Annotated in this window: 22 protein-coding genes and 1 pseudogene; 11 read left to right on the forward strand and 12 right to left on the reverse strand. The window is 53.5% G+C overall.

Going from position 1 to position 23,938, the window contains the following annotated elements:
• Positions 1-6: 6 nt before the first annotated feature.
• The 4 genes from AB9F26_RS14920 to AB9F26_RS14935 form a co-directional block, all read right to left on the reverse strand.
• Complete coding sequence (locus AB9F26_RS14920; RefSeq protein WP_369768370.1) at positions 7-1,182, reverse strand: acetyl-CoA C-acyltransferase family protein; 1,176 nt, start codon at positions 1,180-1,182, stop codon at positions 7-9.
• A gap of 72 nt (positions 1,183-1,254) precedes the next feature.
• Complete coding sequence (locus AB9F26_RS14925; protein WP_369768371.1) at positions 1,255-2,034, reverse strand: metallophosphoesterase; 780 nt, start codon at positions 2,032-2,034, stop codon at positions 1,255-1,257.
• A 94-nt stretch (positions 2,035-2,128) separates the two neighbouring features.
• Positions 2,129-3,724 carry a phosphoglycerate dehydrogenase gene (gene serA, locus AB9F26_RS14930; protein WP_039000298.1) on the reverse strand — a complete coding sequence of 532 codons (1,596 nt, stop codon included), beginning with the start codon at positions 3,722-3,724 and terminating at the stop codon, positions 2,129-2,131.
• Positions 3,725-3,809: 85 nt separating this feature from the next.
• On the reverse strand, positions 3,810-4,952 hold the full coding sequence (locus AB9F26_RS14935; RefSeq protein ID WP_369768372.1) for a phosphoserine transaminase: 1,143 nt from the start codon (positions 4,950-4,952) through the stop codon (positions 3,810-3,812).
• A gap of 155 nt (positions 4,953-5,107) precedes the next feature.
• Here AB9F26_RS14935 and serB point away from each other — a divergent pair, with 155 nt between their 5' ends.
• Together serB and AB9F26_RS14945 are read left to right on the forward strand one after the other, a co-directional pair.
• Positions 5,108-5,986 (forward strand): phosphoserine phosphatase SerB, encoded by an 879-nt coding sequence (gene serB / locus AB9F26_RS14940; RefSeq protein WP_335584612.1) that lies wholly within the window; start codon positions 5,108-5,110, stop codon positions 5,984-5,986.
• The gene (locus AB9F26_RS14945; protein WP_335584613.1) at positions 5,979-6,737 is read left to right on the forward strand and encodes a TSUP family transporter; all 759 of its coding nucleotides are present in this window, start codon (positions 5,979-5,981) and stop codon (positions 6,735-6,737) included. The genes serB and AB9F26_RS14945 overlap by 8 nt, the downstream gene beginning before the upstream one ends.
• On the opposite strand, the gene AB9F26_RS14950 is transcribed toward AB9F26_RS14945, so the two are convergent.
• Complete coding sequence (locus tag AB9F26_RS14950) at positions 6,734-7,729, reverse strand: asparaginase (protein ID WP_335584614.1); 996 nt, start codon at positions 7,727-7,729, stop codon at positions 6,734-6,736. The genes AB9F26_RS14945 and AB9F26_RS14950 overlap by 4 nt on opposite strands.
• 201 nt (positions 7,730-7,930) lie before the next feature.
• On the opposite strand from AB9F26_RS14950, the gene AB9F26_RS14955 reads away from it, so the two are divergent.
• Positions 7,931-8,470, forward strand: a complete 540-nt coding sequence (locus tag AB9F26_RS14955) for an invasion associated locus B family protein (RefSeq protein ID WP_369768373.1) — start codon at positions 7,931-7,933, stop codon at positions 8,468-8,470.
• 124 nt (positions 8,471-8,594) lie between these two features.
• A complete protein-coding gene (gene rlmN / locus AB9F26_RS14960; RefSeq protein ID WP_335584615.1) occupies positions 8,595-9,794 on the forward strand; it encodes a 23S rRNA (adenine(2503)-C(2))-methyltransferase RlmN in 1,200 nt (399 codons plus the stop codon).
• A 35-nt stretch (positions 9,795-9,829) separates the two neighbouring features.
• On the opposite strand, the gene AB9F26_RS14965 is transcribed toward rlmN, so the two are convergent.
• Positions 9,830-10,675, reverse strand: coding sequence for a TIGR00730 family Rossman fold protein (locus AB9F26_RS14965; protein ID WP_039000289.1), 846 nt, complete (start codon positions 10,673-10,675; stop codon positions 9,830-9,832).
• A gap of 90 nt (positions 10,676-10,765) precedes the next feature.
• On the opposite strand from AB9F26_RS14965, the gene dapD reads away from it, so the two are divergent.
• A complete protein-coding gene (gene dapD / locus AB9F26_RS14970; protein ID WP_369768374.1) occupies positions 10,766-11,593 on the forward strand; it encodes a 2,3,4,5-tetrahydropyridine-2,6-dicarboxylate N-succinyltransferase in 828 nt (275 codons plus the stop codon).
• Positions 11,594-11,652: 59 nt separating this feature from the next.
• Here the strand turns inward: dapD and AB9F26_RS14975 are convergent, their stop codons facing one another.
• A complete protein-coding gene (locus AB9F26_RS14975) occupies positions 11,653-11,943 on the reverse strand; it encodes a DUF1330 domain-containing protein (RefSeq protein WP_039000287.1) in 291 nt (96 codons plus the stop codon).
• Positions 11,944-12,075: 132 nt separating this feature from the next.
• Here AB9F26_RS14975 and AB9F26_RS14980 point away from each other — a divergent pair, with 132 nt between their 5' ends.
• Positions 12,076-12,423 (forward strand): hypothetical protein, encoded by a 348-nt coding sequence (locus AB9F26_RS14980; protein WP_039000286.1) that lies wholly within the window; start codon positions 12,076-12,078, stop codon positions 12,421-12,423.
• Here the strand turns inward: AB9F26_RS14980 and AB9F26_RS14985 are convergent.
• From AB9F26_RS14985 to AB9F26_RS14995, 3 genes and pseudogenes are all read right to left on the reverse strand, one after another.
• Positions 12,420-13,523 (reverse strand): Hint domain-containing protein, encoded by a 1,104-nt coding sequence (locus tag AB9F26_RS14985; RefSeq protein ID WP_369768375.1) that lies wholly within the window; start codon positions 13,521-13,523, stop codon positions 12,420-12,422. The two genes, AB9F26_RS14980 and AB9F26_RS14985, sit on opposite strands and share 4 nt — an antisense overlap.
• Positions 13,524-13,559: 36 nt before the next feature.
• Positions 13,560-14,255, reverse strand: a complete 696-nt coding sequence (locus tag AB9F26_RS14990; protein WP_369768408.1) for a Hint domain-containing protein — start codon at positions 14,253-14,255, stop codon at positions 13,560-13,562.
• A gap of 244 nt (positions 14,256-14,499) precedes the next feature.
• Positions 14,500-15,138, reverse strand: a pseudogene (locus AB9F26_RS14995) (choice-of-anchor L domain-containing protein); the annotation flags it as partial.
• 308 nt (positions 15,139-15,446) lie between these two features.
• On the opposite strand from AB9F26_RS14995, the gene dapE reads away from it, so the two are divergent.
• The 5 genes from dapE (at position 15,447) to AB9F26_RS15020 (ending at position 21,212) form a co-directional block, all read left to right on the forward strand.
• Entirely contained in the window at positions 15,447-16,592 is a 1,146-nt protein-coding gene (gene dapE, locus AB9F26_RS15000; RefSeq protein ID WP_335584618.1) for a succinyl-diaminopimelate desuccinylase, read from the forward strand.
• Positions 16,589-17,011, forward strand: coding sequence for a GNAT family N-acetyltransferase (locus AB9F26_RS15005; protein WP_335584619.1), 423 nt, complete (start codon positions 16,589-16,591; stop codon positions 17,009-17,011). The genes dapE and AB9F26_RS15005 overlap by 4 nt, the downstream gene beginning before the upstream one ends.
• A complete protein-coding gene (locus AB9F26_RS15010; protein WP_335584620.1) occupies positions 17,008-17,592 on the forward strand; it encodes a TIGR04282 family arsenosugar biosynthesis glycosyltransferase in 585 nt (194 codons plus the stop codon). The genes AB9F26_RS15005 and AB9F26_RS15010 overlap by 4 nt, the downstream gene beginning before the upstream one ends.
• 43 nt (positions 17,593-17,635) lie before the next feature.
• Positions 17,636-19,900: a ribonuclease R gene (rnr, locus tag AB9F26_RS15015; protein WP_369768376.1), complete on the forward strand. Its 2,265-nt coding sequence runs from the start codon at positions 17,636-17,638 to the stop codon at positions 19,898-19,900.
• A 175-nt stretch (positions 19,901-20,075) separates the two neighbouring features.
• On the forward strand, positions 20,076-21,212 hold the full coding sequence (locus AB9F26_RS15020; RefSeq protein ID WP_335584622.1) for a lytic murein transglycosylase: 1,137 nt from the start codon (positions 20,076-20,078) through the stop codon (positions 21,210-21,212).
• 31 nt (positions 21,213-21,243) lie between these two features.
• Here the strand turns inward: AB9F26_RS15020 and AB9F26_RS15025 are convergent, their stop codons facing one another.
• A complete protein-coding gene (locus AB9F26_RS15025) occupies positions 21,244-22,284 on the reverse strand; it encodes a LacI family DNA-binding transcriptional regulator (RefSeq protein WP_179946761.1) in 1,041 nt (346 codons plus the stop codon).
• A 296-nt stretch (positions 22,285-22,580) separates the two neighbouring features.
• The gene (locus AB9F26_RS15030) at positions 22,581-23,915 is read right to left on the reverse strand and encodes a FliI/YscN family ATPase (RefSeq protein ID WP_335584623.1); all 1,335 of its coding nucleotides are present in this window, start codon (positions 23,913-23,915) and stop codon (positions 22,581-22,583) included.
• Positions 23,916-23,938 lie beyond the last annotated feature (23 nt).

Here is a 23,938-nt window from a genome sequence, read left to right on the forward strand (position 1 = left end):
GGCGGGTTAGAGCCTTTCAATCGCCAGCGCGATCCCCTGACCGCCGCCAATGCACATGGTGATCAAGGCGCGTTTTCCGCCCGTGCGTTCCAATTCATACAGCGCCTTCACTGTCAAAATCGCTCCCGTCGCGCCCACGGGATGCCCAAGCGCAATCGCCCCGCCGTTAGGATTGATCACTCTGGGGTCCATCCCCAATTCCTTCGCCACGGCCAAGGCCTGAGACGCGAAGGCTTCGTTGCTTTCAATCACATCAAAGTCGCTGATTTTGAGGCCCGTCTTTGCCAAAAGGTCGTGAACCGCTGGAATAGGCCCGATCCCCATAACCTCGGGGCGCACCCCCGCAATCCCATAGCCCAAAACACGCGCGCGCGGTTTTAGGCCCGCTTTTTCCGCCGCGGATGCCGTGGCATATACCAAAGCCGCCGCCCCGTCGTTGATCCCCGATGCATTGCCCGCCGTAACGGTCCCGTCCTTTTGAAACGCTGGGCGCAACCCCGCCAAGGCCTCAAGCGTCGTTGCACGCGGATGCTCGTCGGTATCAAACTGCACCACCTCGCGCTTCACCTTGATTTCAACCGGTACGATTTGGCTCGTGAAATATCCGGCCTCAATCGCCGCGACCGCCTTCTCTTGGCTCGCAAGCGCAAAGGCGTCCTGCTGCGCCCGCGTGATGTCATGTTCCTGCGCGACGTTCTCGGCGGTAACACCCATATGCCCCGACCCGAACGGACAATTTAGCGTGCCCAGCATCATGTCTTGAGCAACCGCATCTCCCATTTTCGCGCCCCAGCGCGCGGCAGGGAGGATATACGGCGAGCGACTCATATTTTCCGCACCACCGGCCAGCCCAAAGTCACAATCACCCAGCATTAGAGACTGAATCACCGAAATTTGTGCCTGAACTCCTGACCCGCAAAGCCGGTTCACATTCATCGCCGGAACCCCGTCTGGCACGCCTGCCTGCCGCGCGCAAACGCGTGAGAGATACATGTCTTGTGGTTCAGTATTGATCACGGTTCCAAAAACCGCTGTGCCAATTTGCGCCGGTTCAACACCCGCGCGCAACATGGCTTCTTTGGCGACGATTGTACCCAATTCCGTCGGAGCAACGCCGACCAAACTCTTGCCAAAACTGCCAACGGCCGTCCGCGCCCCGCCTAGAATTACGATGTCTGTCATGGCTCTCTCCAATGTCATTTTGGAAAAGCCTAGCATTCTGACGGCGCACGCAAAGAATTACGTCACGTCGGTCTAACGCTTGAAAAAATGCGCCTCTGGCAGGGTTGTTGGAACCTCGTGCCGCGTAATTTCCTCGCGCTCAGTTGACGATAGTTGCCAAACATCCCGCCCCTCAAAAACGGCGGCTGTCAGGTGGTTTCCATAGGCCGCAGAACTGTCCAAATTAACGCGGTTAGGATAGCGCGTTGCATGGGTTAACGCGGTATGCCCGTGCACAATAAGCGCCCCGTGGTCCACATCGCTGTCCAAAAAACCTTCGCGAATCCAAACCAGATCATCCTCATCTTGGGCATTCAAAGGCACTGTCGGGCGAATCCCCGCATGTACAAAATGCACATCGCCGCGTGTAAAGGACGTCGGCCGTTGGCTCAGGAAATTGATGTGGGATTGCGGAACACTGCTGCGCGCCTCGGCATGAACTTCGCCATAGCGCCGCTTCGCGTCAACCTCGACACCATAGGACGCCAGCGTTTCCGTGCCACCAATCCGCGCATTCAGCCAGTCGAGACCGATAAATAAATGCGGGTCGTTTTTGGACACCTTTTCCAAATACCACAGGAACATGCGGTCGTGATTTCCCATCAGGACGACCCAGTTTTCACCAGCATCAATCCCGTCGAGAAGATATTGCACCACCGCTTTGCACGCGGGGCCACGGTCCACCAAATCGCCCAAATGCACAATCGGCGCTTCGGTATCCTGCACACGCTTTTTGTCCCGCGCAATACGGGCGTGCGCATCATGCAGCATGTCGAGTTGTCCGTGGATATCACCGATTGCATACGTGCGCATATTGCGTTCCTTCAAGATTATTTTGCGATAAAACCACAAAAGACCCGCCAGCAAAACCGGCGGATCTTCTGTGAAATTCTCAGTACCCGTGGGCCTAGGTAGCGTCGAATTCCAAAGGCTTCACGGATTGGAACAAGCCCGTATCCGTGAGTTTTTTCAGGACGGTGTCAGAGACCTTTCCATCCACATAAAGCAACGCAATCGCGTCGCCGCCTTGATCTGCGCGACCCAAAGTGAAGTTGGCGATATTGACGCCGTTTTCACCCATGATGCCGCCCAACGTCCCGATAATGCCCGGAACATCTTTGTTGGTGGTATAGAGCATATGCGCGCCGACTTCGGCGTCGATGTTGATGCCTTTGATCTGGATAAAGCGTGGCTTGCCGTCGTTGAAAACAGTTCCCGCAATCGAGCGTTCCCGTTTCGCCGTGGCGATTGTTACCTTGATATAAGCATCAAACGCGCCCGATTTTTCCTGCGTGGTTTTGCTGATTTTAATGCCACGGTCCTTGGCGATAACCGGTGCCGAAACCATGTTCACGTCTGGGTTTGTCGACTGCATGATGCCCGCAATCGCGGCGCATTCGAGGGCGGCCAAGTTCATTTCCGCAACCGTGCCATCATAGGTGATGTTGATGGCCTTGATGGGTTCGTCGGTCAATTGGCCGATGAACGCGCCAAGGTGCTCGGCAAGTTTGATCCAAGGGCCCATGATTTTGGCTTCTTCGGCAGTGACCGATGGCATGTTGAGTGCATTTGTGACGGCTCCAGTGAGGAGGTAGTCGGACATTTGCTCGGCAACTTGCACCGCGACATTTTCTTGGGCTTCGGTTGTGGACGCGCCAAGGTGCGGCGTACAAACCACGTTGGGAAGATTGAACAACGGGCTGTCCGTTGCTGGCTCAACTTCGAAAACATCAAAGGCCGCGCCAGCAACGTGACCAGATTTGAGGGCTTCGGCAAGGTCCGCTTCAATCACCAGACCGCCGCGCGCACAGTTGATAATCCGCACACCTTTTTTCATTTTCGCAATTGTCTCGGCGTTGATCATGCCGCGTGTCGCGTCGGTTGCAGGCACGTGCAGCGTGATGAAATCGGAACGCTCAAGCAACTCGTCGAGTTCAACTTTGGTAACGCCAAGTTTTGCCGCGCGCTCTTCCGAAAGGAAGGGATCATAAGCGATTACTTTCATTTTCAGACCAACAGCCCGATCACAAACGATCCCACCAATATTACCCGCGCCAATCACGCCGAGGGTTTTATGCGTCAGCTCAACACCCATGAATTTGGATTTTTCCCATTTGCCCGCATGTGTGCTGGCGCTCGCTTCTGGGATTTGACGGGCCACCGCAAACATCATCGCAATCGCATGCTCGGCCGTTGTGATCATGTTGCCAAACGGCGTGTTCATGACGATCACACCTTTTTTAGACGCCGCCGGGATATCAACATTGTCCACCCCGATGCCAGCGCGCGCGATGACTTTGAGGTTGTCGGCAGCAGCGAGGATTTTTTCGGTGACTTTGGTCGCCGAGCGAATGGCCAAGCCGTCATAGTCTTTGATCTTCGCGAGCAACGCGTCCTTGTCTTTGCCAAGGTTGGGTTCGAAATCTACGTCGATTCCACGGTCGCGGAAAATTTGAACAGCGGCGTCGCTGAGTTTGTCGGAAACGAGAACTTTAGGTGCCATGGTGGCCTCCTCAGAAGTTTAAAAAGTTTAAAAAAGGGGGGGGTCTGAAGGTTTAAAAACTTTAAAGTTTCAACCTTCAGACAGATTATTGAGCGGCGATCTCGGCGTTGAACGCCCAGTCGAGCCACGGCATCAAGGCCGCCACATCGGAGGCTTCAATCGTGCCACCACACCAGATCCGAAGACCCGCTGGTGCATCGCGATACGCACCGATATCCAGCGCAACGCCTTCGTTTTCGAGGCGCTTTGCAACGGCCTTGGCAAACACTGCACCGTCCTTGATCCGCGCATCCGTGAACTTCACGCAAACCGAAGTTGTGGAGCGAATAGCAGGGTCCGCAGCGAGAAATTCGATCCAGTCATGTGTCTCGACAAACTTGGAAATCTCAGCAGTATTTGCGTCCGCACGAGCGATCAAACCCTTAAGGCCACCTTGTTTTTTGGACCATTCAAGCGCCACAAGATAGTCTTCAACACAGAGCATCGAAGGCGTGTTGATTGTTTCGCCACTAAAGATGCCGTCGATCAATTTGCCACCTTTGGTAAGGCGGAAAATCTTAGGGAGAGGCCAAGAAGGTGTATAGTTTTCAAGGCGTTCCACAGCGCGTGGGCTTAGGATCAACATCCCGTGCGCTGCTTCGCCGCCCAGCACTTTTTGCCAGCTAAAGGTTGTAACGTCGAGTTTGTCCCACGGAAGGTCCATCGCGAACGCTGCCGAAGTGGCGTCGCAAATGGTCAGGCCTTCGCGGTCCGCGGGGATCGCGTCGCCGTTAGGCATCCGCACACCAGATGTCGTTCCGTTCCATGTGAAAACAACGTCTTTGTTGTAATCAACAGCGGTCATATCGACGATTTCGCCGTATTCCGCGGTGCGCACATTGGCCTCGATTTTGAGTTGCTTCAAAACATCCGTGACCCAACCTGCGCCGAAGGACTCCCACGCAACCATTTCTGCGGGACGTTCGCCCAGCAAGGACCACATCGCCATTTCCATCGCGCCAGTATCAGAGGCGGGAACAATGCCAATTTTATAATCTGTAGGGATTCCAAGGATTTCGCGGGTGTTTTCGATCGCGGCCTTGAGTTTTGCTTTGCCGACAGCTGCACGATGCGAGCGGCCCAAAGACGCGTCAGCGAGATCGTTTAATGTCCAGGAAGCAGGTTTGGCACATGGGCCAGAAGAAAAACGCGGATTGGCCGGGCGCGTTGCCGGAGTCGTGGTAGCCATTGATGGTATCCTCACAGATATAAGCCCTTCGTTGGGGAAGGGTGTCCCACGGATCGAGATAGAGGGCTTCAATGACTGGCGCAAGCCGCTAAATTGCGCTAATTCGCGGTTAGTCACACAAATTTACCGCGCAATATCCACTATCGGAAACTTCCATGTATATAGCCACGCTCCTTACCAGCCCCACTTCTTCCACGCTTACCCGCGAGACCGTTGAATCCCTGCGAAATGCTTGGGGTGGTGGCGATGCGATTTGGCTTTCAGTTGGCGAAGCGGCGGAGTTTGTCCTTGCGGATGTGCCTGTAAATCGTTGGGACGTATGGGAAAACCTTCAGTCCATGGGGGTGGATTTGATCGTGCAGCCGCGCGAAAATCGCGTCAAGAAAATGCTGCTCGCCGATATGGACAGCACGATGATCGAGCAAGAATGCATCGACGAATTGGCCGATGAAGCGGGCGTTGGCCCGCGTGTTGCGGACATTACGGCGCGCGCAATGAACGGTGAGTTGGACTTTGACGGCGCTTTGCGCGAACGCGTGGGTTTGCTTAAGGGACTCGACGAATCCGTCATCGATCAGGTTTTGGAAACACGCATTACCTTGATGCCCGGTGGCCCCGTTCTTCTCGCAACCATGAAGGCAAACGGCGCTTACGCTGCCCTCGTTTCAGGTGGTTTTACCGCCTTTACCGCCAAGGTCGCGGCCACGCTAGGGTTCGACGAAAATCGCGCGAACACCCTTATTATCAAGGACGGAAAGCTTAGTGGCGAGGTGAGAATACCCATTCTTGGACGGCAGGCAAAAGTCGACGCACTTGAACAAATCACTACCCGTCTGGGGATTTCGGAAGCGGATGTCCTTGCTGTTGGGGATGGTGCGAACGATCTTGGGATGCTGGGCCGCGCGGGTTCTGGGGTTGCTCTGCATGCCAAACCGACGGTTGCAGCCCAATGTGATATTCGAATTAACCACGGCGATTTGACGGCTCTACTTTACTTACAAGGCTATGCCAAAACTGATTTTGTAGATGTTTGAAGTCACCTATGAGGTCCTTGCACTCCTGATCCTCGCGGGTTTCTTCGCAGGGTTCATCGACGCGATTGCAGGCGGTGGCGGCCTGATCACAGTGCCGGTTCTATTGATTGCTGGAGCCTCGCCAATTGAGGCGCTTTCAACCAACAAAGTGCAGGGCGTATTTGGCGCAGCGACCGCCGCCTTGTCCTATGCGCGGGCGGGCCAAGTCTCGCTGCGGGAGCAGATTTTTCCAGCAATCATTGCCTTTTTCGCCTCTGCTGCGGGCGCGTTCATGGTCTCGTTTCTACCGGTTCATTTGATCCGTTTTATCCTGCCTATCCTCATGGTTGGCATCGCCCTTTTCTTTGCGTTCAAGCCCGGTCTGGATGATTTTGACCGCACAAGGCGCATGTCAGTTCCAGTTTTTACGGCCACGATGATTCCGCTTGTTGCGGCATATGACGGGTTGCTTGGGCCTGGGACAGGATCGTTTTTTATGATCGCCTTTGTGACTTTGGGAGGCTACGGAATTCTTAAAGCAACGGCGCATACGAAGTTGCTAAATTTCGCTTCAAACCTTGGCGCGATCGTGGCGTTTTCCATGGTGGCAACGCCGTGGTGGTTTACCGGATTGGCCATGGGCGCGGCGCAAATTGCGGGCGCAACCTGCGGCGCGGCGCTCGCGGTGAAGATCGGAGCGCGGGTCATAAAACCCCTTTTGGTCATCACATCAGCGACGTTGGCAGCCAAATTGCTTTGGGATTTACTCTAGGCGAAAGCTGCGCTCGGCCGAATCCACGCCGCCTCAATGCCACGCCTGTTTAACTGAGGCGCATTCATCCGCTTTAGCGTTGCAGGGTGGTTGGCCTCCAACACACCAAGCTTCACCAGAATCGCGGCAATGGCACATTCACTTGCACGGGTTGCACCATCGGTAATTTTTAGCGCGATCCCAAGTTTCTGCTCGGGAAGAATAGCAACAAAAACACCGTCCGCGCCGGTTTTTACGGCGACTTTATGGTCCATCGCCCGCATCAATTCGGTACAAGCCCGCGTTTCCCCCGCCACGAGTTCGGGGTAGGTGCGCACGGCTGTGACGAGTTTGGCGGCCGCTGTTTCGCGAGTGCCTTGGCCTTCGCGTGCGGTTGCGAAAAAGGCCATCGCGCGGGCTAATCCGTGAACCGATGTTGCGTAATTAGGCGCGCTGCATCCGTCGATGCCATATCCGGGACTGGTCACGCCTGTAACTTCTTCAAAAGCGGTCTTAATTGAGGTTTGGACGGGATGGTTTGGATCGATATATTCCGCATCCCCGCCGATATGTTTGTTCAACGTCAAGAAGCCCGCGTGTTTTCCTGAGCAATTGTTATGTAGCTGACAGGGGGATTCATGTTCCAGAATTAAACGTGTTCGTTCGGCGTCATCCTGTGACGGCTGGGGGCCACAGCGCAAATCATCGTCGCCAAGGCCCAAATCGGACAACCACTTTTTAATACGTGTTGTGTGAATCGCGGCACCTTGGTGGCTGGCACAGGAGAGCGCAAGTTGTTCTTGGGTAAGGTTTGCGGCTTCGGCGGCGCCACTTTCCATCAAGGGAAGCGCTTGGATCATTTTGCAAGAACTGCGCGGGAAAATAATCTGCTCGGGGTCGCCCCACGCGTTCACAATCGCACCAGATTCGTCGCAAATTACGGCGTGTCCCATGTGATAAGATTCGAGAATTCCGCCACGCCAGAGTTCGGCCATTTGGATTGGGGATGTCATATTTAGCTTCCTTGAATTCCGTCATCTGGTCGCGCGGGCAGTTTTAAGCAATTTTCCGCCAACGGGGCTTTTAAAATCCGTTCGCTTTACGCTAAAGTACGCTTATCGAGAATAAAAACTCAGGACCAGTGCAAAAGTCATCCTATAGAGTGACGACAGTCTTGGAAAATTGAGGCAAAACAGCTGGAGGCTGTGAACAGTATGAAATCATTATTTACAAAAACACACGGCATTGTTTTTGGACTACTTGCGTGTGTTGCTTTTGGAACAAGTGTAGGTGCCCAAGAATCCACGAATCGTGTGGCGGCAAACACCGATTGGAGTGTGTTTGTTGAGGATGACCCCACCGAATGTTGGGCCGTGTCCGCGCCTAAGAGCACCAAAAACACCAAAGATGGTCGGGATGTGGCCGTTCGTAGAAGCGACATTTTGCTTTATGTAACGTATCGTCCGGGGTCTGCGGTAACTTCGGAAATATCGTTCACGGGCGGCTATCCCTTCGCGGATGGCTCGATCGTGACTGTCAAAGTTGGCGAAACGACATTTGATTTCTTCACCACCAAAGAGAACGCATGGCCCGCAACCTCTGGGGATGACGCGAAAATCATCGGCGCCATGAAGCGCGGTGCCGATGCTGTTGTGACAGGGCGCTCCTCGCGTGGAACGCAAACCCAAGACACGTTTAGCCTGCTTGGATTTACGGCGGCCATTGATGAAGCCGAAAAACGGTGTGGCTCCTAACTCGAGATTATCGAGAGGATTTTATAAGTGGACGTAATTGCGGATTCGCTCGTTTGAGCGAATCCTTTGGCATTCCGATAGATTCCCTGTATAGACCCGCCTTCGTCCCCGTCTGGAGAGTGAAATGACCGATCCAATTGTGCCTGTCTCAAAAGCTGTAACACCTGATATCCTGACTTTGCCGCGCAAAGACGCGCCGAGCGAGAAGGTGAATCTTGTAGGCTTAACACGACCTGCTTTGCAGGACGCGCTGATTGCCATCGGGACCAAGGAAAAACAGGCCAAAATGCGGGCCGGTCAGGTCTGGCAATGGATCTATCAAAAAGGTGTGCGTGACTTTGCTCTGATGAGCAATTTGGCCAAAGACTATCGCGAACTTTTGGCGGCAACCTGTGAAATTCGGATACCCGAAGTTGTGACCAAGCAGGTTTCCGAGGATGGAACGCGCAAATACCTCGTGCGGATTGCGGGCGGCCATGAAGTCGAGATCGTTTATATTCCCGAGGAAAATCGCGGCACCCTTTGTGTGAGTTCGCAGGTCGGGTGTACTTTGACCTGTACGTTCTGTCACACAGGGACGCAAAAATTGGTGCGCAATCTGTCGCCCGCTGAAATTATTGGCCAAGTTTTGGTTGCGCGGGACGATTTGGGCGAATGGCCCAAACTCGGCGTGCCAAACCCGCCTGAAGCACGGCTTTTGTCGAACCTCGTTTTGATGGGCATGGGCGAGCCGCTTTATAATTTTGAAAACGTGCGCGATGCGATGAAAATTGCGATGGATCCCGAGGGTATTTCCCTGTCGCGCCGTCGTATCACGCTGTCCACTTCTGGAGTGGTTCCCGAAATTTGGCGCACGGCCGAGGAAATTGGCTGCCAACTTGCGGTGTCTTTCCACGCGACAACCGATGAGGTGCGCGACGTTTTGGTGCCGATCAACAAACGCTGGAATATTGAAGCCTTGCTAGATGCGCTGCGGGCCTATCCCAAGGTCAGTAATTCCGAGCGCATTACTTTTGAATATGTGATGCTCAAAGGGGTGAATGATTCCGACGAAGACGCCCATCGTTTGACGAAGCTGATCGAGGGAATTCCTGCGAAAATCAACCTCATCCCCTTCAATCCATGGCCCGGTGCCCCCTATGAACGCAGCTCGAACAACCGCATTCACGCCTTTGCGGATATTGTGCACAACGCGGGATATTCATCGCCTATTCGTCGTCCCCGTGGCGAAGACATCATGGCCGCTTGTGGTCAGTTGAAGTCGGAAACCGAACGCGTGCGTAAAAACAAAAAGCAGATCGCAAGAGAAGCTGGTTTAAGCTGAAAATAGGGCGACCTGAGGGCCGCCCTAACTTGGAACTAGCGCCCCGGAACGCTCTTGCGTTTCGCGGTCTTTTCCCAGCCTTCCATTACTTCAATGGCTTCTGCCGCCGTATCCACAAACTGGAACAGCTTTAAATCCTGCTCGGAAATAGTTCCCGCCTCGGCAAGGGCTTCCCAATTGATGATTTTTTGCCAGAACGCTTTGCCAAACAACAGGAACGGGACGGGTTCCATCCGTCCCGTTTGAATGAGTGTCAGGGCCTCAAAAGTTTCATCCAGAGTACCAAACCCACCCGGAAAAACCACGATCGCACTGGCACGCATCAGGAAGTGCATTTTGCGAATGCCGAAATAGTGGAAGTTGAAGCAAAGCTCGGGCGTGACATATTCGTTGGGGGCTTGCTCAAACGGTAAAACAATATTGAGGCCAATCGAGCGCCCGCCAGCATCAGCGGCACCGCGGTTTCCGGCTTCCATCACACCAGGACCACCGCCTGTGACCACGACATTATCGCGGCCCCCAGTTTCCATAGATTTCAACGTCAATATCCGCGCAAATTCGCGCGCTTCGTCGTAGAATTCCGAAAGATCGGCGAGCGTTTTGGTGCGCGCCGTGTGTTTTTTGGCGGGTTCTGGAATCCGCGCGCCGCCAAACATGACGACGGTGGAGTCGATGCCCTGCTCATCTAGCATCATTTCGGGTTTGAGTAATTCAAGCTGTAATCGAACGGGCCGAAGCTCTTCGCGGCACATGAAATCATGGTCGTCAAAGGCCAACCGATACGAGGGCGAGAGCGACTGCGGCGTGTCTGGCGTGTGGTGCGATTGCTCGCGGTCTTGATGGCTGTCGCGAAACGGGTGGCGGCGGCTGTCTTCATTCATGTTCCGTATCCTTTAACCTGCATTGCGCGTTTGTCCTTCTAGGTTTATATCCTTCGACCAACCAACGCCATACAGGAAGACGAAAACGCTATGTCAAACGTACAATTAGAGAACGCCATCGAAGCCGCTTGGGAAGCTCGCGACACGATCACCCCCGCCACAAAGGGTGAGCAACGCGACGCCATCGAAGACACATTGAATGCGCTAGATAGCGGTAAATTGCGGGTCGCAGAGCGTCAAGAGAATGGCGATTGGCACGTCAATCAATGGGCCAAGAAGGCCGTATTGTTGGGCTTTCGCATCAAAGATATGGAAGAACAATCCGGCGGCCCACAAGGCGCAAGCTGGTGGGATAAAGTTGATAGCAAGTTTTTAGGCTGGGGTGAAAGCGAATGGAAAACAGCTGGATTTCGCGCCGTACCAAACGCGATTGTGCGCAAATCTGCCTATATCGCGCCGGGCGTGGTTTTGATGCCATCGTTTGTAAATCTTGGGGCACACGTCGGCGAAGGCACCATGGTTGATACATGGGCCACCGTTGGCTCCTGTGCGCAAATCGGCAAAAACGTGCACCTTTCTGGCGGTGTAGGCATCGGCGGCGTACTTGAGCCCATGCAAGCAGGTCCTACAATCATCGAAGATAATTGCTTTATTGGCGCGCGTTCGGAAGTTGTTGAAGGCTGTATTGTGCGCGAAGGCGCGGTTCTTGGCATGGGGGTTTTCATCGGCCAATCCACCAAAATCGTCGACCGCGAAACGGGCGAAATCATGTACGGCGAAGTGCCCCCTTACTCGGTCGTTGTTTCAGGCTCCTTGCCAAGCAAAAATGGCGTGAACCTCTATTGCGCTGTGATCGTGAAAACGGTTGATGAGCGCACGCGTTCCAAAACGGGCATCAACGAATTACTCCGCGATTGATCCATTCGGTTCAGTGAAATTAGCGGTGGCGACCATTTATTGGGCTGCCACCGCACAATTTATTCAATACCTTCGACACTCACCAAGCGCGCGGAACTGCACCCATCTCGTATGTGTTTCAAGTTTTGATAGGTCTCGCCGTAGTAAAATTCTTCCCATGCTTTGTGCGACGGAAACTCCAGCAAGACAATCCTGCGTGGCTGCCAATCGCCTTCATAGGTTTTGAGATCGCCACCCCGCGCCAGATACTTTGCGCCAACACGTTCAAGTTCTGGCGAAACCCCCTTCATAAATACCTGATATTGTTCAATGTCCGAGATTTCGACGTCGAAAATTACATAGGCCGCCATATGTCTGATCCCCGCGTCGGTCCGTTTCTGAAAATCGATAAGATGAGCTTAAGCGCTCAAGGCCAAATCGCGGAACTATAAATTTAAAAGGGAGAAGATTGACCGCATGCGCTGCGATTGTTAAGCGGAGGCATGACACAAGACTCACAGCCCAAAAAACCAAAAACGCCTTCCCGCCAACAGGTCTATACTTTGCTCGTCGAAGTTGGGCGCAGCGATAACGATGGTTTGCCCGCAAAGTCTACGGGGGCCGCATTAATGATCTATGCGAGTGGCGTAGATGAGGCCGAAGCCGTGCGCGAAACCGTCGCGATTTTGAAGCAGGCAGATATGGCACCGCTGGATGTGTCGGGCTATGGCACGCTTGATGAGCGCCTTGCCGAAGGGCATGATATATCCGACGATGAGCGCGCGTTGATGGCCCGAGCGAAGGCAGAAAACAGCGTTATTGTCGTTCAATCAACACCTTTTTATGACTAGCCCATAAGCGCCGATCTCAGGCTTAGCGCTTCGTATGAACGCAACAGCGGGCGGGCAAGGTTTAGATGGCGTGGCAATGTTCCGGCGGGCATTTTGGCCAGAAGAGTGGTTTGCAACAATTCGGGATCATCGCAAATTGATCCTGTGTACAGGCTTTCGAGAGACCCGCCAGACACATCAATCACCTCGTGGTTATCCAAGAGCACTTGATAGTATCGGATAGCCGAGAACCTCGATTCCTTAAACGCTGTGCGGCCATTCACAAGATGGCGGGCTTCGACCAAAATTTCCTCTTCGCCAAACAAGTATTCCACCTCTGCGCCACCAACGAGGAGGCGCTGCTCTGGCGCCACAAGGAGATCATGCGTGAGGCCAAAATACGGAGCAGACAGGCGCACGGGCTGAAAACTACCCTTGGTTGGTACGTGTCTACTCCCCACCCAGCGCACGATCTGTGGCCCATTATCGCGCGTGAGAATTTCATCGCCCACCCGCAGTCTTTCAATGGCTTTGGGACCACGCGGCGTCATGACGGGCGCACCCGCGGCGATCGTCGCGGCGAACCCGACGGGTTCCACGCGGTCCGATATGCCAAAAAAAACGGTCGCCGAATCCGCACGAGTTGTTTGGCGCAAAACGGTTAGCCGTTCGACGATATGAATTGGGAATTCGATGGCTGTGCGCTTCTCGGCCTGAACTAGAACCCCTTCGAGGAGGTTCTCAATCGTTAAGAGAGATCGTTGGTGCGTCATGTCCCAAGAGTAGGTGATGCGCATATTGCGGTCGCGCATTGACGTCCCCGTTGCGACCGACATTGTTTGTCTATTCTGGCCGTTAACCATTTCCAGAACAGTTTGGCCCGTAGGGTCCAATCGAAGCGAAAATCTCTGGTTCCAGTCGCCGACTGCGGAGTATTCAAGGAGCACGATTTGCCCCGTGCGTTCCGCGCTAATTTCGACCTCAACAATAAGACTTCCAGTCGCTCTTCCAGTTGGCGGGGACGTGCGGGCGAACACATTGTTGGTCCCCTGATCGCCCTTGGAAAGCTTGGGATCCATGAAGGCACTATTGGTGAAATCGCAAAGGGCGAGCCAAGTCATTTGGGGGCCTCGCTGAGGGAATAGGACCTTCGCATTCTAAGCGGCCGCCTTGCCATTAACCAGAAGCTGGGCTTCAAAACCACGCAATGTGCGCCGTGCAGAGGGGCTGTAACCGATGCCAGTATTAGGGTCTATTTCGGGGAAAATAGCGCAAATCTCATCTATGATTTCGCGCTCAAAGTTTTGAGCCATTTGCGGTCCGGGAAGGAAGCTTTCGGTTGCAAGACCCGCTGAATAGACAACTTCATGCGTATCAAAAAGGATGTGCACGTATTCAACGGTTCCACCTTCGAGCCGCGTCACGGAGTGGTCGTTCACGAGGTCTTTGGCGGAAACCAAAACTTCAGTATCGCCAAAAAGAAGCTCGGCTAGACTGTCGCGAACCAGAACGCGGTGTTGAGGTGAGACCATAAGGTCCTCGTGGTCGCCAAAGGTTTTTGCGCGAATGTGAATTGGGGCCATGACCCCAAGGGCAGGAACAACACGACGGCCAATCCAGCGCACAGGTTGTGCCCCGTTGTCGTGGGTGACCACAAGATCGCCGGGCAGGAAGCGTTTCGACCGCAACTTCGCCGTGGGGCGTAAGAATACCGGTCCCTGCGACAAAGCAGGGTATCGTTGAAACGGTGACATAGCCGGTGTCAGTAACGCCGTCGGAGTTTTGAATGCCATAGGTGAAGTTGATGGTTTCCGGATCGGAATCAACGAGGATCGAAAAGGTTGAGTCGGCATTCAGGGTAACCGTTTGGCCAGTGGCTAACGTGATTGTATCGCCTGCGGAAACAGCATGGCCATTGATGTGGGTGACAGTAAGGACGCCACCCGATGAATCGTAGTCGTTTGCCAAAACGTCCACTCTCCGCGATCCGTCCACGTACATTTCGACTTCATCATGGTGGGCAATCAAAACCGTTTGAACGGAATTTCCCGCGATCAAGATTGACGAGTCATACTGGCTATCGGAAACATCGGCGATGCCTATCTGGATCGAGTTAACCTTCCCAGGGATTACTGTCATCGTTAGGGTTAGGGTGACAGTAAAGCCATCCATTTCTGTATTGTATTCGCTGCTGACGTTGCTGGTGAAAAGGTTAATATTATTGGCTTGATTGACGGTATTCACCGTGGCGTTTGCGTCCCCTATAACCGTTGGCGCAACGTCGCCGTTGATCCAAACTCCGATTGCATCGTTGTAGATTGAGTTCGAATATTCGGGAAATTCATCCGAGGCGAACACGAATTGCATCGTGAGGGTGTCCGTTGTCGGGATAAAGTCGATGTTCATATAGCTCGCGTCATAGGTCCGTGCGCCTGCGAGATCATCAAAGTCGTCGTTGCCGTTTTCCCCATCACTTGACGAGGTGTAATTGCTGGATTGGTTGGCGTTTCCTGAGGAGCGCGTTATCCCGCTAGCTCGTCCAGTCGAAAGTATAACGCCTGTATCAGAGGGGGTTACGCCGTCGGCGGTCGCGTCGCCCCCAGTATAAATACCTGAGGAACGAGAGTCGCCAGAATAGCTTGCGCCAACGACGGTTACGCCATCGCCGAAAATTTCTTCAGCCATTTGTATCGCGCTCGCATTGGTGTCAATTGCGAGTTCTGATGCTGCTACCATGCCTGTCCCCAATCATTGGAAACAGCGCAAACGCCGGGGCGGACTGCTCCGCCTATCTTGAAACTGTTTTACTACTTACTGCTCGAAGTGGACCATTTTAGGTCCGCGTTTGCCCTGCCTCGGGTCAATTATTATTGATTTTACAGAAGCAGATTTTTGCTGCTGTGTTAACCTAATTCTGCCTTCTTTCTGATAGTTACCCAGATTTCTGTTTCCCAGATGCAACAAGTTCCTCTCTCTCGATCGGGCATCAGGCTTGCGAAGGCGCAAACGAGCAGGTACCGAATGATCGCAAAAAGGAGAATGTAATGCCCCCCATCGACGCCGTTTCCCTAACCGCCGACCTTATTCGATGCCCGTCAGTTACCCCAGTTGAGGGTGGTGCGCTCGTGTTGCTTGAGACGCTTTTGAACGAGGCTGGATTTGAATGTACGCGCGTGGATCGGGCAGGGGTCAGCAACCTTTTTGCACGTTGGGGACGGCGTGGTGCCAACCAAACTTTCGGTTTCAATGGGCACACAGATGTTGTTCCCGTTGGGGACTTGGCGGCTTGGACGGTGGACCCATTTGGCGGAGAAATCCGCGATGGATGGCTCTTTGGTCGCGGGGCGACGGATATGAAGTCGGGGGTTGCGGCCTTTGTGGCTGCTGCGATTGATTTTGTGAAAACGACTCCGCCTAGCGGAGCAATTATCCTGACAATCACGGGCGACGAAGAAGGCGATGCGCTTGATGGCACGACGGCGCTTCTCGATTATATGCAGCAGGCTGGCGAAGCGATGTCGGTTTGCCTTGTTGGGGAGCCAACCTGTCCCGATACCATGGGCGAAATGATGAAAATTGGCCGCCGTGGGAGCATGACGGCCTTTTTTACAGCCAAGGGTGTTCAGGGGCATTCGGCCTATCCGCACCGCGCCAAAAACCCATTACCAGCTTTGGCTCGCCTGATGGATCGTTTGGCGAGCCATGAGCTGGATGCGGGCACCGATCATTTCGATGCGTCGACCTTGGCAATTACGACGATTGATACGGGTAATCCCGCGAATAATGTTATCCCTGCGGTTTGCAAAGGCACGGTGAATATCCGCTTCAATGACACCCATTCAGGCGAGAGCTTAAGCGCTTGGTTGCACCAAGAGGTGGCAAAAGTTTCCGAGGAAATGAACGTCGAAATCGATGTTGTGATCAAGGTTTCCGGCGAAAGTTTTGTGACCCCTCCGGGCGAATTGTCCGCGATGATTTCCAAAGCGGTGACTGCTGTTACAGGGGTGGTCCCTGTCGCCTCCACTACGGGCGGAACTTCGGATGCGCGGTTCGTAAAAAACCATTGCCCCGTTGTTGAATTCGGACTCGTTGGCAAAACGATGCATCAAGTTGACGAGCGCGTAGAGGTCGCCCACATCGAACAACTCAAAAGCATTTACGCGCGCATTCTGGCGGATTATTTTCAATGACCGTCGCTATAGAGGTAACGGAAGACGTGGCAATATGCATTGGTTTGCGCATGGAAGTTTTTGTCGGGGAACAAGGCATCCCTGTTGAGGAAGAAATCGACGCCTATGATGATGACGCCGTGCATCTTTTGGCCGTCGATGAAAATGTGCCTGTCGGAACGGCGCGGCTTCTCCTTTTAGGAGATACTGGCCGGATTGGGCGCGTTTGTGTGGTGAAATCACATCGTGGAACGGGCCTTGGCGCGGCACTAATTACAGCGGGGCTTACGCATTTTTCAACACTTGAGGGTGTGCGTCGGGCCTATCTCTCGGCCCAAGTTCAAGCACTTGGTTTCTATGAAAAACTCGGCTTTGTACCCTATGGTCGCGAGTATGACGACGCAGGGATTTCACACCGAGACATGGAACGCCTTTTGTGAGGAAGCAGCTCGTTGTGATGCTTAAGGTCCCGCATGCTGGCCGTGTGAAAACGCGCTTAGGTGCGGATATGGGAATGGTTGGGGCCGCATGGTGGTTTCGTCATCAAGTGCGCAATTTACTGCGACGCTTAGAAGACCCAAAGTGGGATTTATTCCTCGCCGTTTCTCCCGATATTGAGGGTCTCAAAAGTCGCGTTTGGCCGGCGCATCTTCCCCGCATTTCGCAGGGGCAGGGCAATCTTGGCGATCGAATGGCGCGGGTTTTTCGCGACCTGCCTGCAGGGCCGGTACTCATTATTGGTGGGGATATTCCGGGCATTCAAAAACGTCATATTACCGAAGCGTTTGCCGCGCTGGGCAATCATCAGGCGGTTTTTGGTCCGGCACCCGATGGCGGGTATTGGCTCGTTGGGATGAAGCGTGTGGCCGCCATTCCCGCGGCGATATTTCGGAATGTGCGATGGTCGTCGGAAACCGCCCTCGCAGATTCACGCGCCAGTCTATCGGGCCTGTCCATCGCCGAAATTTCCGTGCTACAAGATGTTGATACAGTTTCGGACCTAGAACTTTTGGCCGAATAACCAGAGCATGGACGGGGTTAACGCCGCGTGATAGGGCAATCGAATGGTACATATTCCTTCAAAACAAGAGATCCTGAATTGGATTTCTGAGAATCCGACAAAAACCAACAAGCGCGATATTGCGAAGGCATTTGGCCTTAAAGGTGCGGCGCGGATCGACCTTAAGCGCATGTTGCGTGAGCTTGAGGCCGATGGGGATTTGCAAAAACGCCAACGCAGTTATGGCGATCCGGAAAGCTTGACGCCGGTCAGCATGTTGGAAATTGTGGGACCAAATAGTGACGGAGACCTCCTTGCACGGCCATTGGAATGGCAAGGGCAGGGGGAGGAACCGACAATTCTTATGGTTGATAAGGATGGCGATCCCGCGCTTGGTGCTGGCAATCGAATTTTAGCGCGCCTTCGGAAACTAGAGAATGAAGAGCATGGCTATGAAGGGCGATTGATCCGTCAAATAGGGTCTAATCCACTCAAACTCGTCGGTATTTTCCGCACCGGCCACGAAGGTGGGCGGCTGGTTCCCATTGATAAAGGTAGCGATAAAGAGTGGCAGATTGCAGCGGGCGCAACCCTTGAGGCGCGCGATGGTGAACTGGTTGAAGCACAGCAGGTCGGCCCGAAATCGCGTATGGGTTTGCCTCGCGCGAAAATCGTGGCGCGCCTTGGCGATCCTTCTTCCCCCAAGGCGGTTTCCCTCATTGCTATTCATCAGCACGGAATTCCCGACAGCTTTCCCGACGAAGTGATTGGCGAAGCCGATAATGCGAAGCCCGCGGGTTTGGGCAAACGTCTTGACCTGCGCGAGATGCCGCTGGTGACAATTGATCCGCCAGACGCGCGGGATCATGATGATGCGTGTTTTGCACAAGCGGATGATGATGCCACTAATCCCAACGGCCATATTGTGTGGGTGGCGATTGCCGATGTTGCGTTTTATGTGACGCCAGGCAGTGCGCTCGATCGCGAAGCGCGCAAGCGCGGCAACTCAAGTTATTTTCCCGATCGTGTCGTGCCCATGCTTCCTGACCGGCTTTCTGGTGACCTTTGTTCGTTACACGAGGGTGTTGAGCGGGCCTGTATCGCGGTGCGTATGGTCTTGGATAAAGACGGCAATAAACTTGGCCACACGTTCCATCGGGCCATGATGAAGTCTCATGCTTCGCTGGCTTACACTGATGTTCAGTCGGCGATGGATGGCGATGTAAACGAAAAATGCGCGCCCCTGTTGGATGAGGTTATTCGCCCTCTTTATGCGGCCTACGACGTTTTGGTTAAGGCACGCGAGCGGCGCCAACCACTTGAATTGAACCTTCCCGAACGGCGTATTGAGCTTTCCGACGAGGGCAAAGTCACCTCTATTTCGTTCCGTGATCGCCTTGATGCGCACCGTCTGATAGAAGAGTTTATGGTGTTGGCAAATGTTGCCGCCGCTGAAACCTTGATCGAGAAAGAACAGCCGCTACTCTTTCGCGTGCACGAGGAACCAAGCGTTGAAAAGCTAGAGGCCTTGCGCGAGACTGCCATCTCTGCGGGCCTTGCTTTGGCAAAAGGGCAGGTGCTTAAAACCCGCCATTTGAACCAGCTCTTGGCACAAGCCGCAAAGACAGAACATGATGAGTTGATCAATATTTCAACCCTTCGTTCAATGACGCAGGCCTACTATAGCCCCGAAAACTTTTCGCATTTTGGCCTCGCTTTGAAAAACTACGGGCATTTCACGTCGCCCATTCGCCGTTACGCGGATCTCATTGTGCACCGTGCTTTGATTACGGCGCATGGGTGGGGTAAAGACGGACTTTCCCCCGAAGATGTCGCGCAATTGGACGATACAGCAAAACAAATTTCGGATACCGAACGGCGCAGTATGGTTGCCGAACGCGACACAACGGATCGGTATCTTGCGAGCTATCTTTCGGAGCGCGTAGGGAATGAATTTCAGGGGCGTGTCGCAGGAATCGCACGGTTTGGCGCGTTCATTAAGCTGGACGAAACCGGTGCGGACGGGCTTGTACCTGTGGCCACGATTGGGCGCGAATATTTTGTGCACGATCCGGAAGCCAATACTTTGACAGGCGAGCATTCGGGCCTCAAAATTTCGTTGGGCCAACGCGCCCTCGTGCGATTGGCGGAGGCCACGCCCGTTACTGGTGGCATCACTCTTGAGTTACTGGAATTGGACGGCAAGGCGCTACCCAAAGGCGGCGGATCGCGCGGCGGAAAAAGCCATAAAGGCCGACGTGTTGGCCAAGCGCGCGCCAAGAATGCCAAGATGAACCGCAAGGTGGCCCGCAAACGCACAAAGAAATAGACGAGACAAACCCATTTCACACGGTGTTTCTATTTGCTAATCTAGGCCAAATTTCGCGGGGTATCGAATGCGCTTCATGTTTATATCCGCTTTGTGGATCGTTATGCTTTTTCCAACGCTGGGAATGGCCGCAAATGATATTGCACAACCCACGCCCGTTTTAGGAGACGTTCAAATGACTGCACCACAGGGTGCCGAGGGTTTTAACGCGTGGCTAGTGGAGTTTCGCAAGAGGGCACAGTCGGCGGGTATTTCAACCAGCGTGTTAGACGCAAGTTTGGCGGGTATTTCTTACAATCCCGATGTTGTTAAAAAAGACCGTAACCAATCCGAATTTACCAAACAAATCTGGGAATATTTGGACAGTGCAACCTCAAATGCGCGTGTCACAAACGGGAAGAAAGCTCTCGCTGAAAACGACGGCATCCTTTCGCAAATTGAAGCCAAGTTCGGTGTGGAAAAGGAGATTGTGGCGGCCATTTGGGGACTCGAAAGTGCTTATGGAACTTTCCGAGGAAATGTCCCGATCATCGAATCCCTCGCGACCCTTTCCTATGATGGTCGGCGCGGAGATTTTTTTGAGGCGCAAATCATTGATGCGTTAAAAATCATTCAATCCGGCGACGTGGCACCTGCGAATATGACGGGTTCATGGGCTGGAGCCATGGGGCATACACAGTTTATGCCCTCGTCATATTTGTCCTATGCCGTTGATTTCACAGGCGACGGCAAGCGCGATATTTGGGGGGACAGCCCCGCCGATGCGCTGGCTTCAACGGCGGCCTATTTGAAAGGCTATGGTTGGACATTTGGTCAGCCGTGGGGTGTTGAGGTTATTCTGCCGAAAGGTTTTGATTTCCTCCTGTCGAGCGAGCGAGTCAAGAAGCCTGCAACTGTTTGGGCGCAAATGGGCGTGCGGGATACCAAAGGGAAAATCGTTCCGAATTATGGCCCGTCTTCAGTACTCCTCCCCGCCGGGGCACAGGGGGCGGCCTTCATTATTTTCAACAATTTCCATGTGATCGAGCGTTATAATACCGCAGATGCCTATGTCATTGGGGTCGGGCATTTGGCCGATCGGATTGCGGGAGGGACGGAGATTCAAGCGGATTGGCCTCGAGAGGATCAGGCGCTTCGATTTATCGAGAAGATACAAATGCAGGAACGTTTGACGCAGGCGGGATTCGATACACTGGGAACGGACGGTATTATTGGTCCGAATACAATCGCGGCGATCAAGGCCTTTCAAGCGAGTGTTGGGATGATACCGGATGGGTACGCCAGTTCGCGGGTGCTCTCAAGACTCAAGTAGGTGAGATCTCACCGCGATTAACGGCGAGTGTCTAGCTGTTTCTACGTTTGAGCGTGTCGCCAAATTGGAGTTTTGGCGAGAGTTCAATTGAATCATCTGGGCTGGCCTCTGCGCCGGCCGCACGGCGAGCGATGATTTGGGCAGCAAGGCGTCCGATTTCATTTCGCTCCGACCCCATTGACGCCAACATGCGCGGCAGCCCTTCCAAGAGTTCAACGCCATTGAAACCCGCAAGACCAATCGTTTGCGGAACTTTTATACCTTGATCCAAACAATACAATAGACCACCAGCGCCAATCATATCGTTGGAATAATAGAGAAAATCCAGATCTGGCGTACGTTTGAGCATGGCTTCCGTCATCTCGCGCCCCTTACGCAAGGCCGACCCCCCCGAATAAAATTCTTGATCGGCAACCTCTAGCCCTTCTTTTGCCAGAGCTTCCGTGAACCCTTCAAAGCGTTTGCGCGCGCGGTGATCCAGCGGCATTTTTGTACCCATGAAACCGATGCGTTTGTAGCCTTGCTTGATGATCGCTTGGGCCATTTTGCGACCCGCTCGCCGGTGCGAAATCCCGACCATGGCGTCGATGGGTTCACCGTCAACATCCATTATTTCAACGATGGGAATGCCCGCATTTCGCATCATGGCCTTGGAGGCTTCTGTGTGCTCAAGACCGGCAATAATCACGCCCGAAGGACGCCACGAGAGCATTTCATACAGCACGGATTCTTCTTTTTCAGGACGATAGTTGGTAACGCCCACAACAGGTTGCAAAGGCGTATCATCCAAAACATCGGAAATGCCGGTCAACACCTCTGGAAACACCATATTTGAAAGTGAGGGGATGATCACGGCAACCAAATTGACGCGCTGGCTTGCAAGTGCACCCGCGATTTTGTTGGGGACATACCCCAAGCGCTTTGCTGCGGCCTGAACTTTCTCGCGGGTGTCTACGGAAACATCGCCCCGATTCCGCAACACCCTTGAGACGGTCATTTCACTTACACCCGAAGCCTCGGAAACATCACGTAATGTTAGGGTACGCTTCGGCGGAATTCTGAGCTGGGTCAATTGCTGAAACCTTGTTAAATTCTGTGTAAACCAACATAGCGCAAAAATCCCTCTTGTCCACGGCGCGATGGATCGCTATGTTATCGCTAACAGTAAGTTCAACGCGTCCTGCAAGCTCTCTATCTCAGGCGTTGTTGGATAAGGGGGAGTGGTGGGCCAAATTCACTCCCCCTTCACTGCTTATTCTCAATTACTTTAGAAATATTCCTTTTTAAGCGATCACACGATTGTTGCTATTGCAGATGGTCATGATTCACGCGCAATAACGGCTTAGATTTATGGATTTATATGAATTTTTACCCGGCTTCTTCAGTGTCCATCGCCAAAATCGCAGTGAGTCGTTCAAAACTTGAGGACACATTGTTTGGCTCGTCTTGCGCAAGAAAGGCGTCCAAACCTGGCCAAGTTCTAATTGAGGCATCTACGAGCGGATCAGAACCCGTAGAATAAAGTCCTGCCTGAATCATCATTTCGGCACGATCAAACGCCCCTAAAAGCTGCCTACTACGCTTGATAAGTTCATTTTCTTCAAAAGACGCAGCCAGAGGGAGACTTCTGGAAACTGATCTTAGAAGGTCAATTGCAGGAAACCTCCCCCTTTCAGCAATGGTGCGATCCAAGACGATATGCCCATCCAATACACCACGCAAAATATCCGCAATAGGCTCTTCCATATCTGATCCCGCGACCAACACGGTTAAAATTGCGGTAATATCGCCAGAAGTTCCCGCGCCTGGCCCCGCGCGTTCGCACAGACCCATAATCATTGAGGAGGTCGACGGAGGGAAGCCGCGCAAGTTGGCCTGCTCGCCGGATGACAGAGCAACTTCGCGGTGCGCTTCGGCAAATCTTGTGATGGAGTCCGCGAGCAGAAGGACATGCAGTCCTTGGTCCCGAAAGAATTCGGCAACGGCCATCGCGGTAAACGCGCACCTCCTTCGTACAAGGGGGGATTGATCGGACGTGGCGGCAATAACCACGGCACGCTTCATGCCTTCAGGCCCCAAAACCGTATCCACAAATTCGCGAACTTCTCGGCCCCGTTCTCCGATGAGGGCCACCACCACAACATCCGCCTGCACGTTTTTGGCGAGCTTTGACAGAAGGGTGGATTTGCCTACTCCTGACCCTGAAAACAACCCTAATCTTTGTCCACGGACAATGGGCAAGAGTGTGTTGAAGACAGCAAGGCCTGTCTCTAGGCGCGTACCCATGGCGCGCCTTTGCGTGGGGTTTGGCGGCGGCGCCTTCAAGGCTTTCTCATGTGCCCCTTTGGATAGTTTGCGACCATCCATCGGCATCCCTGACGGGTCGATAACGCGGCCAATCCAATTATTGTGCGGGAAAATTGAGTTCTTGCCCAGAAGCGCGACGCGATCCCCCATGACGACACCTTCGGTCGTCCCGTCGAGTAATACGGTCATGGAGCCAACGGACAAATTCAAAACGTCGCCAGAGATAAGTCTTCCTTCGCGACTTTGAACTTGGACCTGATCCCCGACACTTGCCTTATCCGAAAGACCTCGAACGATGACCGTGCCCTGTGAAACACCACTCACACGCCCAATCGCACGTGTTAGCGGAGTCGCATTAATTCCTGCGGACAACTCTTTGAATTTCGAGTCGGACATTCTGTGCTCCTTCTGATCACTAA

The organism is Falsihalocynthiibacter sp. BN13B15 (genome assembly GCF_041205415.1).
GTDB lineage: Bacteria > Pseudomonadota > Alphaproteobacteria > Rhodobacterales > Rhodobacteraceae > Falsihalocynthiibacter > Falsihalocynthiibacter arcticus.

What these genes read in the sequence shown, in the direction of transcription:
- AB9F26_RS14965 (WP_039000289.1), bottom strand. Translation starts at nt 10,675, where the DNA reads ATGAATGAAGACAGCCGCCGCCACCCGTTTCGCGACAGCCATCAAGAC.
- AB9F26_RS14935 (WP_369768372.1), bottom strand. Translation starts at nt 4,952, where the DNA reads ATGGCTACCACGACTCCGGCAACGCGCCCGGCCAATCCGCGTTTTTCT.
- rnr (WP_369768376.1), top strand. Translation starts at nt 17,636, where the DNA reads ATGGTACATATTCCTTCAAAACAAGAGATCCTGAATTGGATTTCTGAG.
- AB9F26_RS14980 (WP_039000286.1), top strand. Translation starts at nt 12,076, where the DNA reads ATGACACAAGACTCACAGCCCAAAAAACCAAAAACGCCTTCCCGCCAA.
- serB (WP_335584612.1), top strand. Translation starts at nt 5,108, where the DNA reads ATGTATATAGCCACGCTCCTTACCAGCCCCACTTCTTCCACGCTTACC.
- AB9F26_RS14950 (WP_335584614.1), bottom strand. Translation starts at nt 7,729, where the DNA reads ATGACATCCCCAATCCAAATGGCCGAACTCTGGCGTGGCGGAATTCTC.
- AB9F26_RS15030 (WP_335584623.1), bottom strand. Translation starts at nt 23,915, where the DNA reads ATGTCCGACTCGAAATTCAAAGAGTTGTCCGCAGGAATTAATGCGACT.
- rlmN (WP_335584615.1), top strand. Translation starts at nt 8,595, where the DNA reads ATGACCGATCCAATTGTGCCTGTCTCAAAAGCTGTAACACCTGATATC.
- dapD (WP_369768374.1), top strand. Translation starts at nt 10,766, where the DNA reads ATGTCAAACGTACAATTAGAGAACGCCATCGAAGCCGCTTGGGAAGCT.
- AB9F26_RS14975 (WP_039000287.1), bottom strand. Translation starts at nt 11,943, where the DNA reads ATGGCGGCCTATGTAATTTTCGACGTCGAAATCTCGGACATTGAACAA.
- AB9F26_RS15020 (WP_335584622.1), top strand. Translation starts at nt 20,076, where the DNA reads ATGACTGCACCACAGGGTGCCGAGGGTTTTAACGCGTGGCTAGTGGAG.
- AB9F26_RS15005 (WP_335584619.1), top strand. Translation starts at nt 16,589, where the DNA reads ATGACCGTCGCTATAGAGGTAACGGAAGACGTGGCAATATGCATTGGT.
- dapE (WP_335584618.1), top strand. Translation starts at nt 15,447, where the DNA reads ATGCCCCCCATCGACGCCGTTTCCCTAACCGCCGACCTTATTCGATGC.
- AB9F26_RS14955 (WP_369768373.1), top strand. Translation starts at nt 7,931, where the DNA reads ATGAAATCATTATTTACAAAAACACACGGCATTGTTTTTGGACTACTT.
- AB9F26_RS14985 (WP_369768375.1), bottom strand. Translation starts at nt 13,523, where the DNA reads ATGACTTGGCTCGCCCTTTGCGATTTCACCAATAGTGCCTTCATGGAT.
- serA (WP_039000298.1), bottom strand. Translation starts at nt 3,724, where the DNA reads ATGGCACCTAAAGTTCTCGTTTCCGACAAACTCAGCGACGCCGCTGTT.
- AB9F26_RS14945 (WP_335584613.1), top strand. Translation starts at nt 5,979, where the DNA reads ATGTTTGAAGTCACCTATGAGGTCCTTGCACTCCTGATCCTCGCGGGT.
- AB9F26_RS14920 (WP_369768370.1), bottom strand. Translation starts at nt 1,182, where the DNA reads ATGACAGACATCGTAATTCTAGGCGGGGCGCGGACGGCCGTTGGCAGT.
- AB9F26_RS14925 (WP_369768371.1), bottom strand. Translation starts at nt 2,034, where the DNA reads ATGCGCACGTATGCAATCGGTGATATCCACGGACAACTCGACATGCTG.
- AB9F26_RS14990 (WP_369768408.1), bottom strand. Translation starts at nt 14,255, where the DNA reads ATGCCGACTCAACCTTTTCGATCCTCGTTGATTCCGATCCGGAAACCA.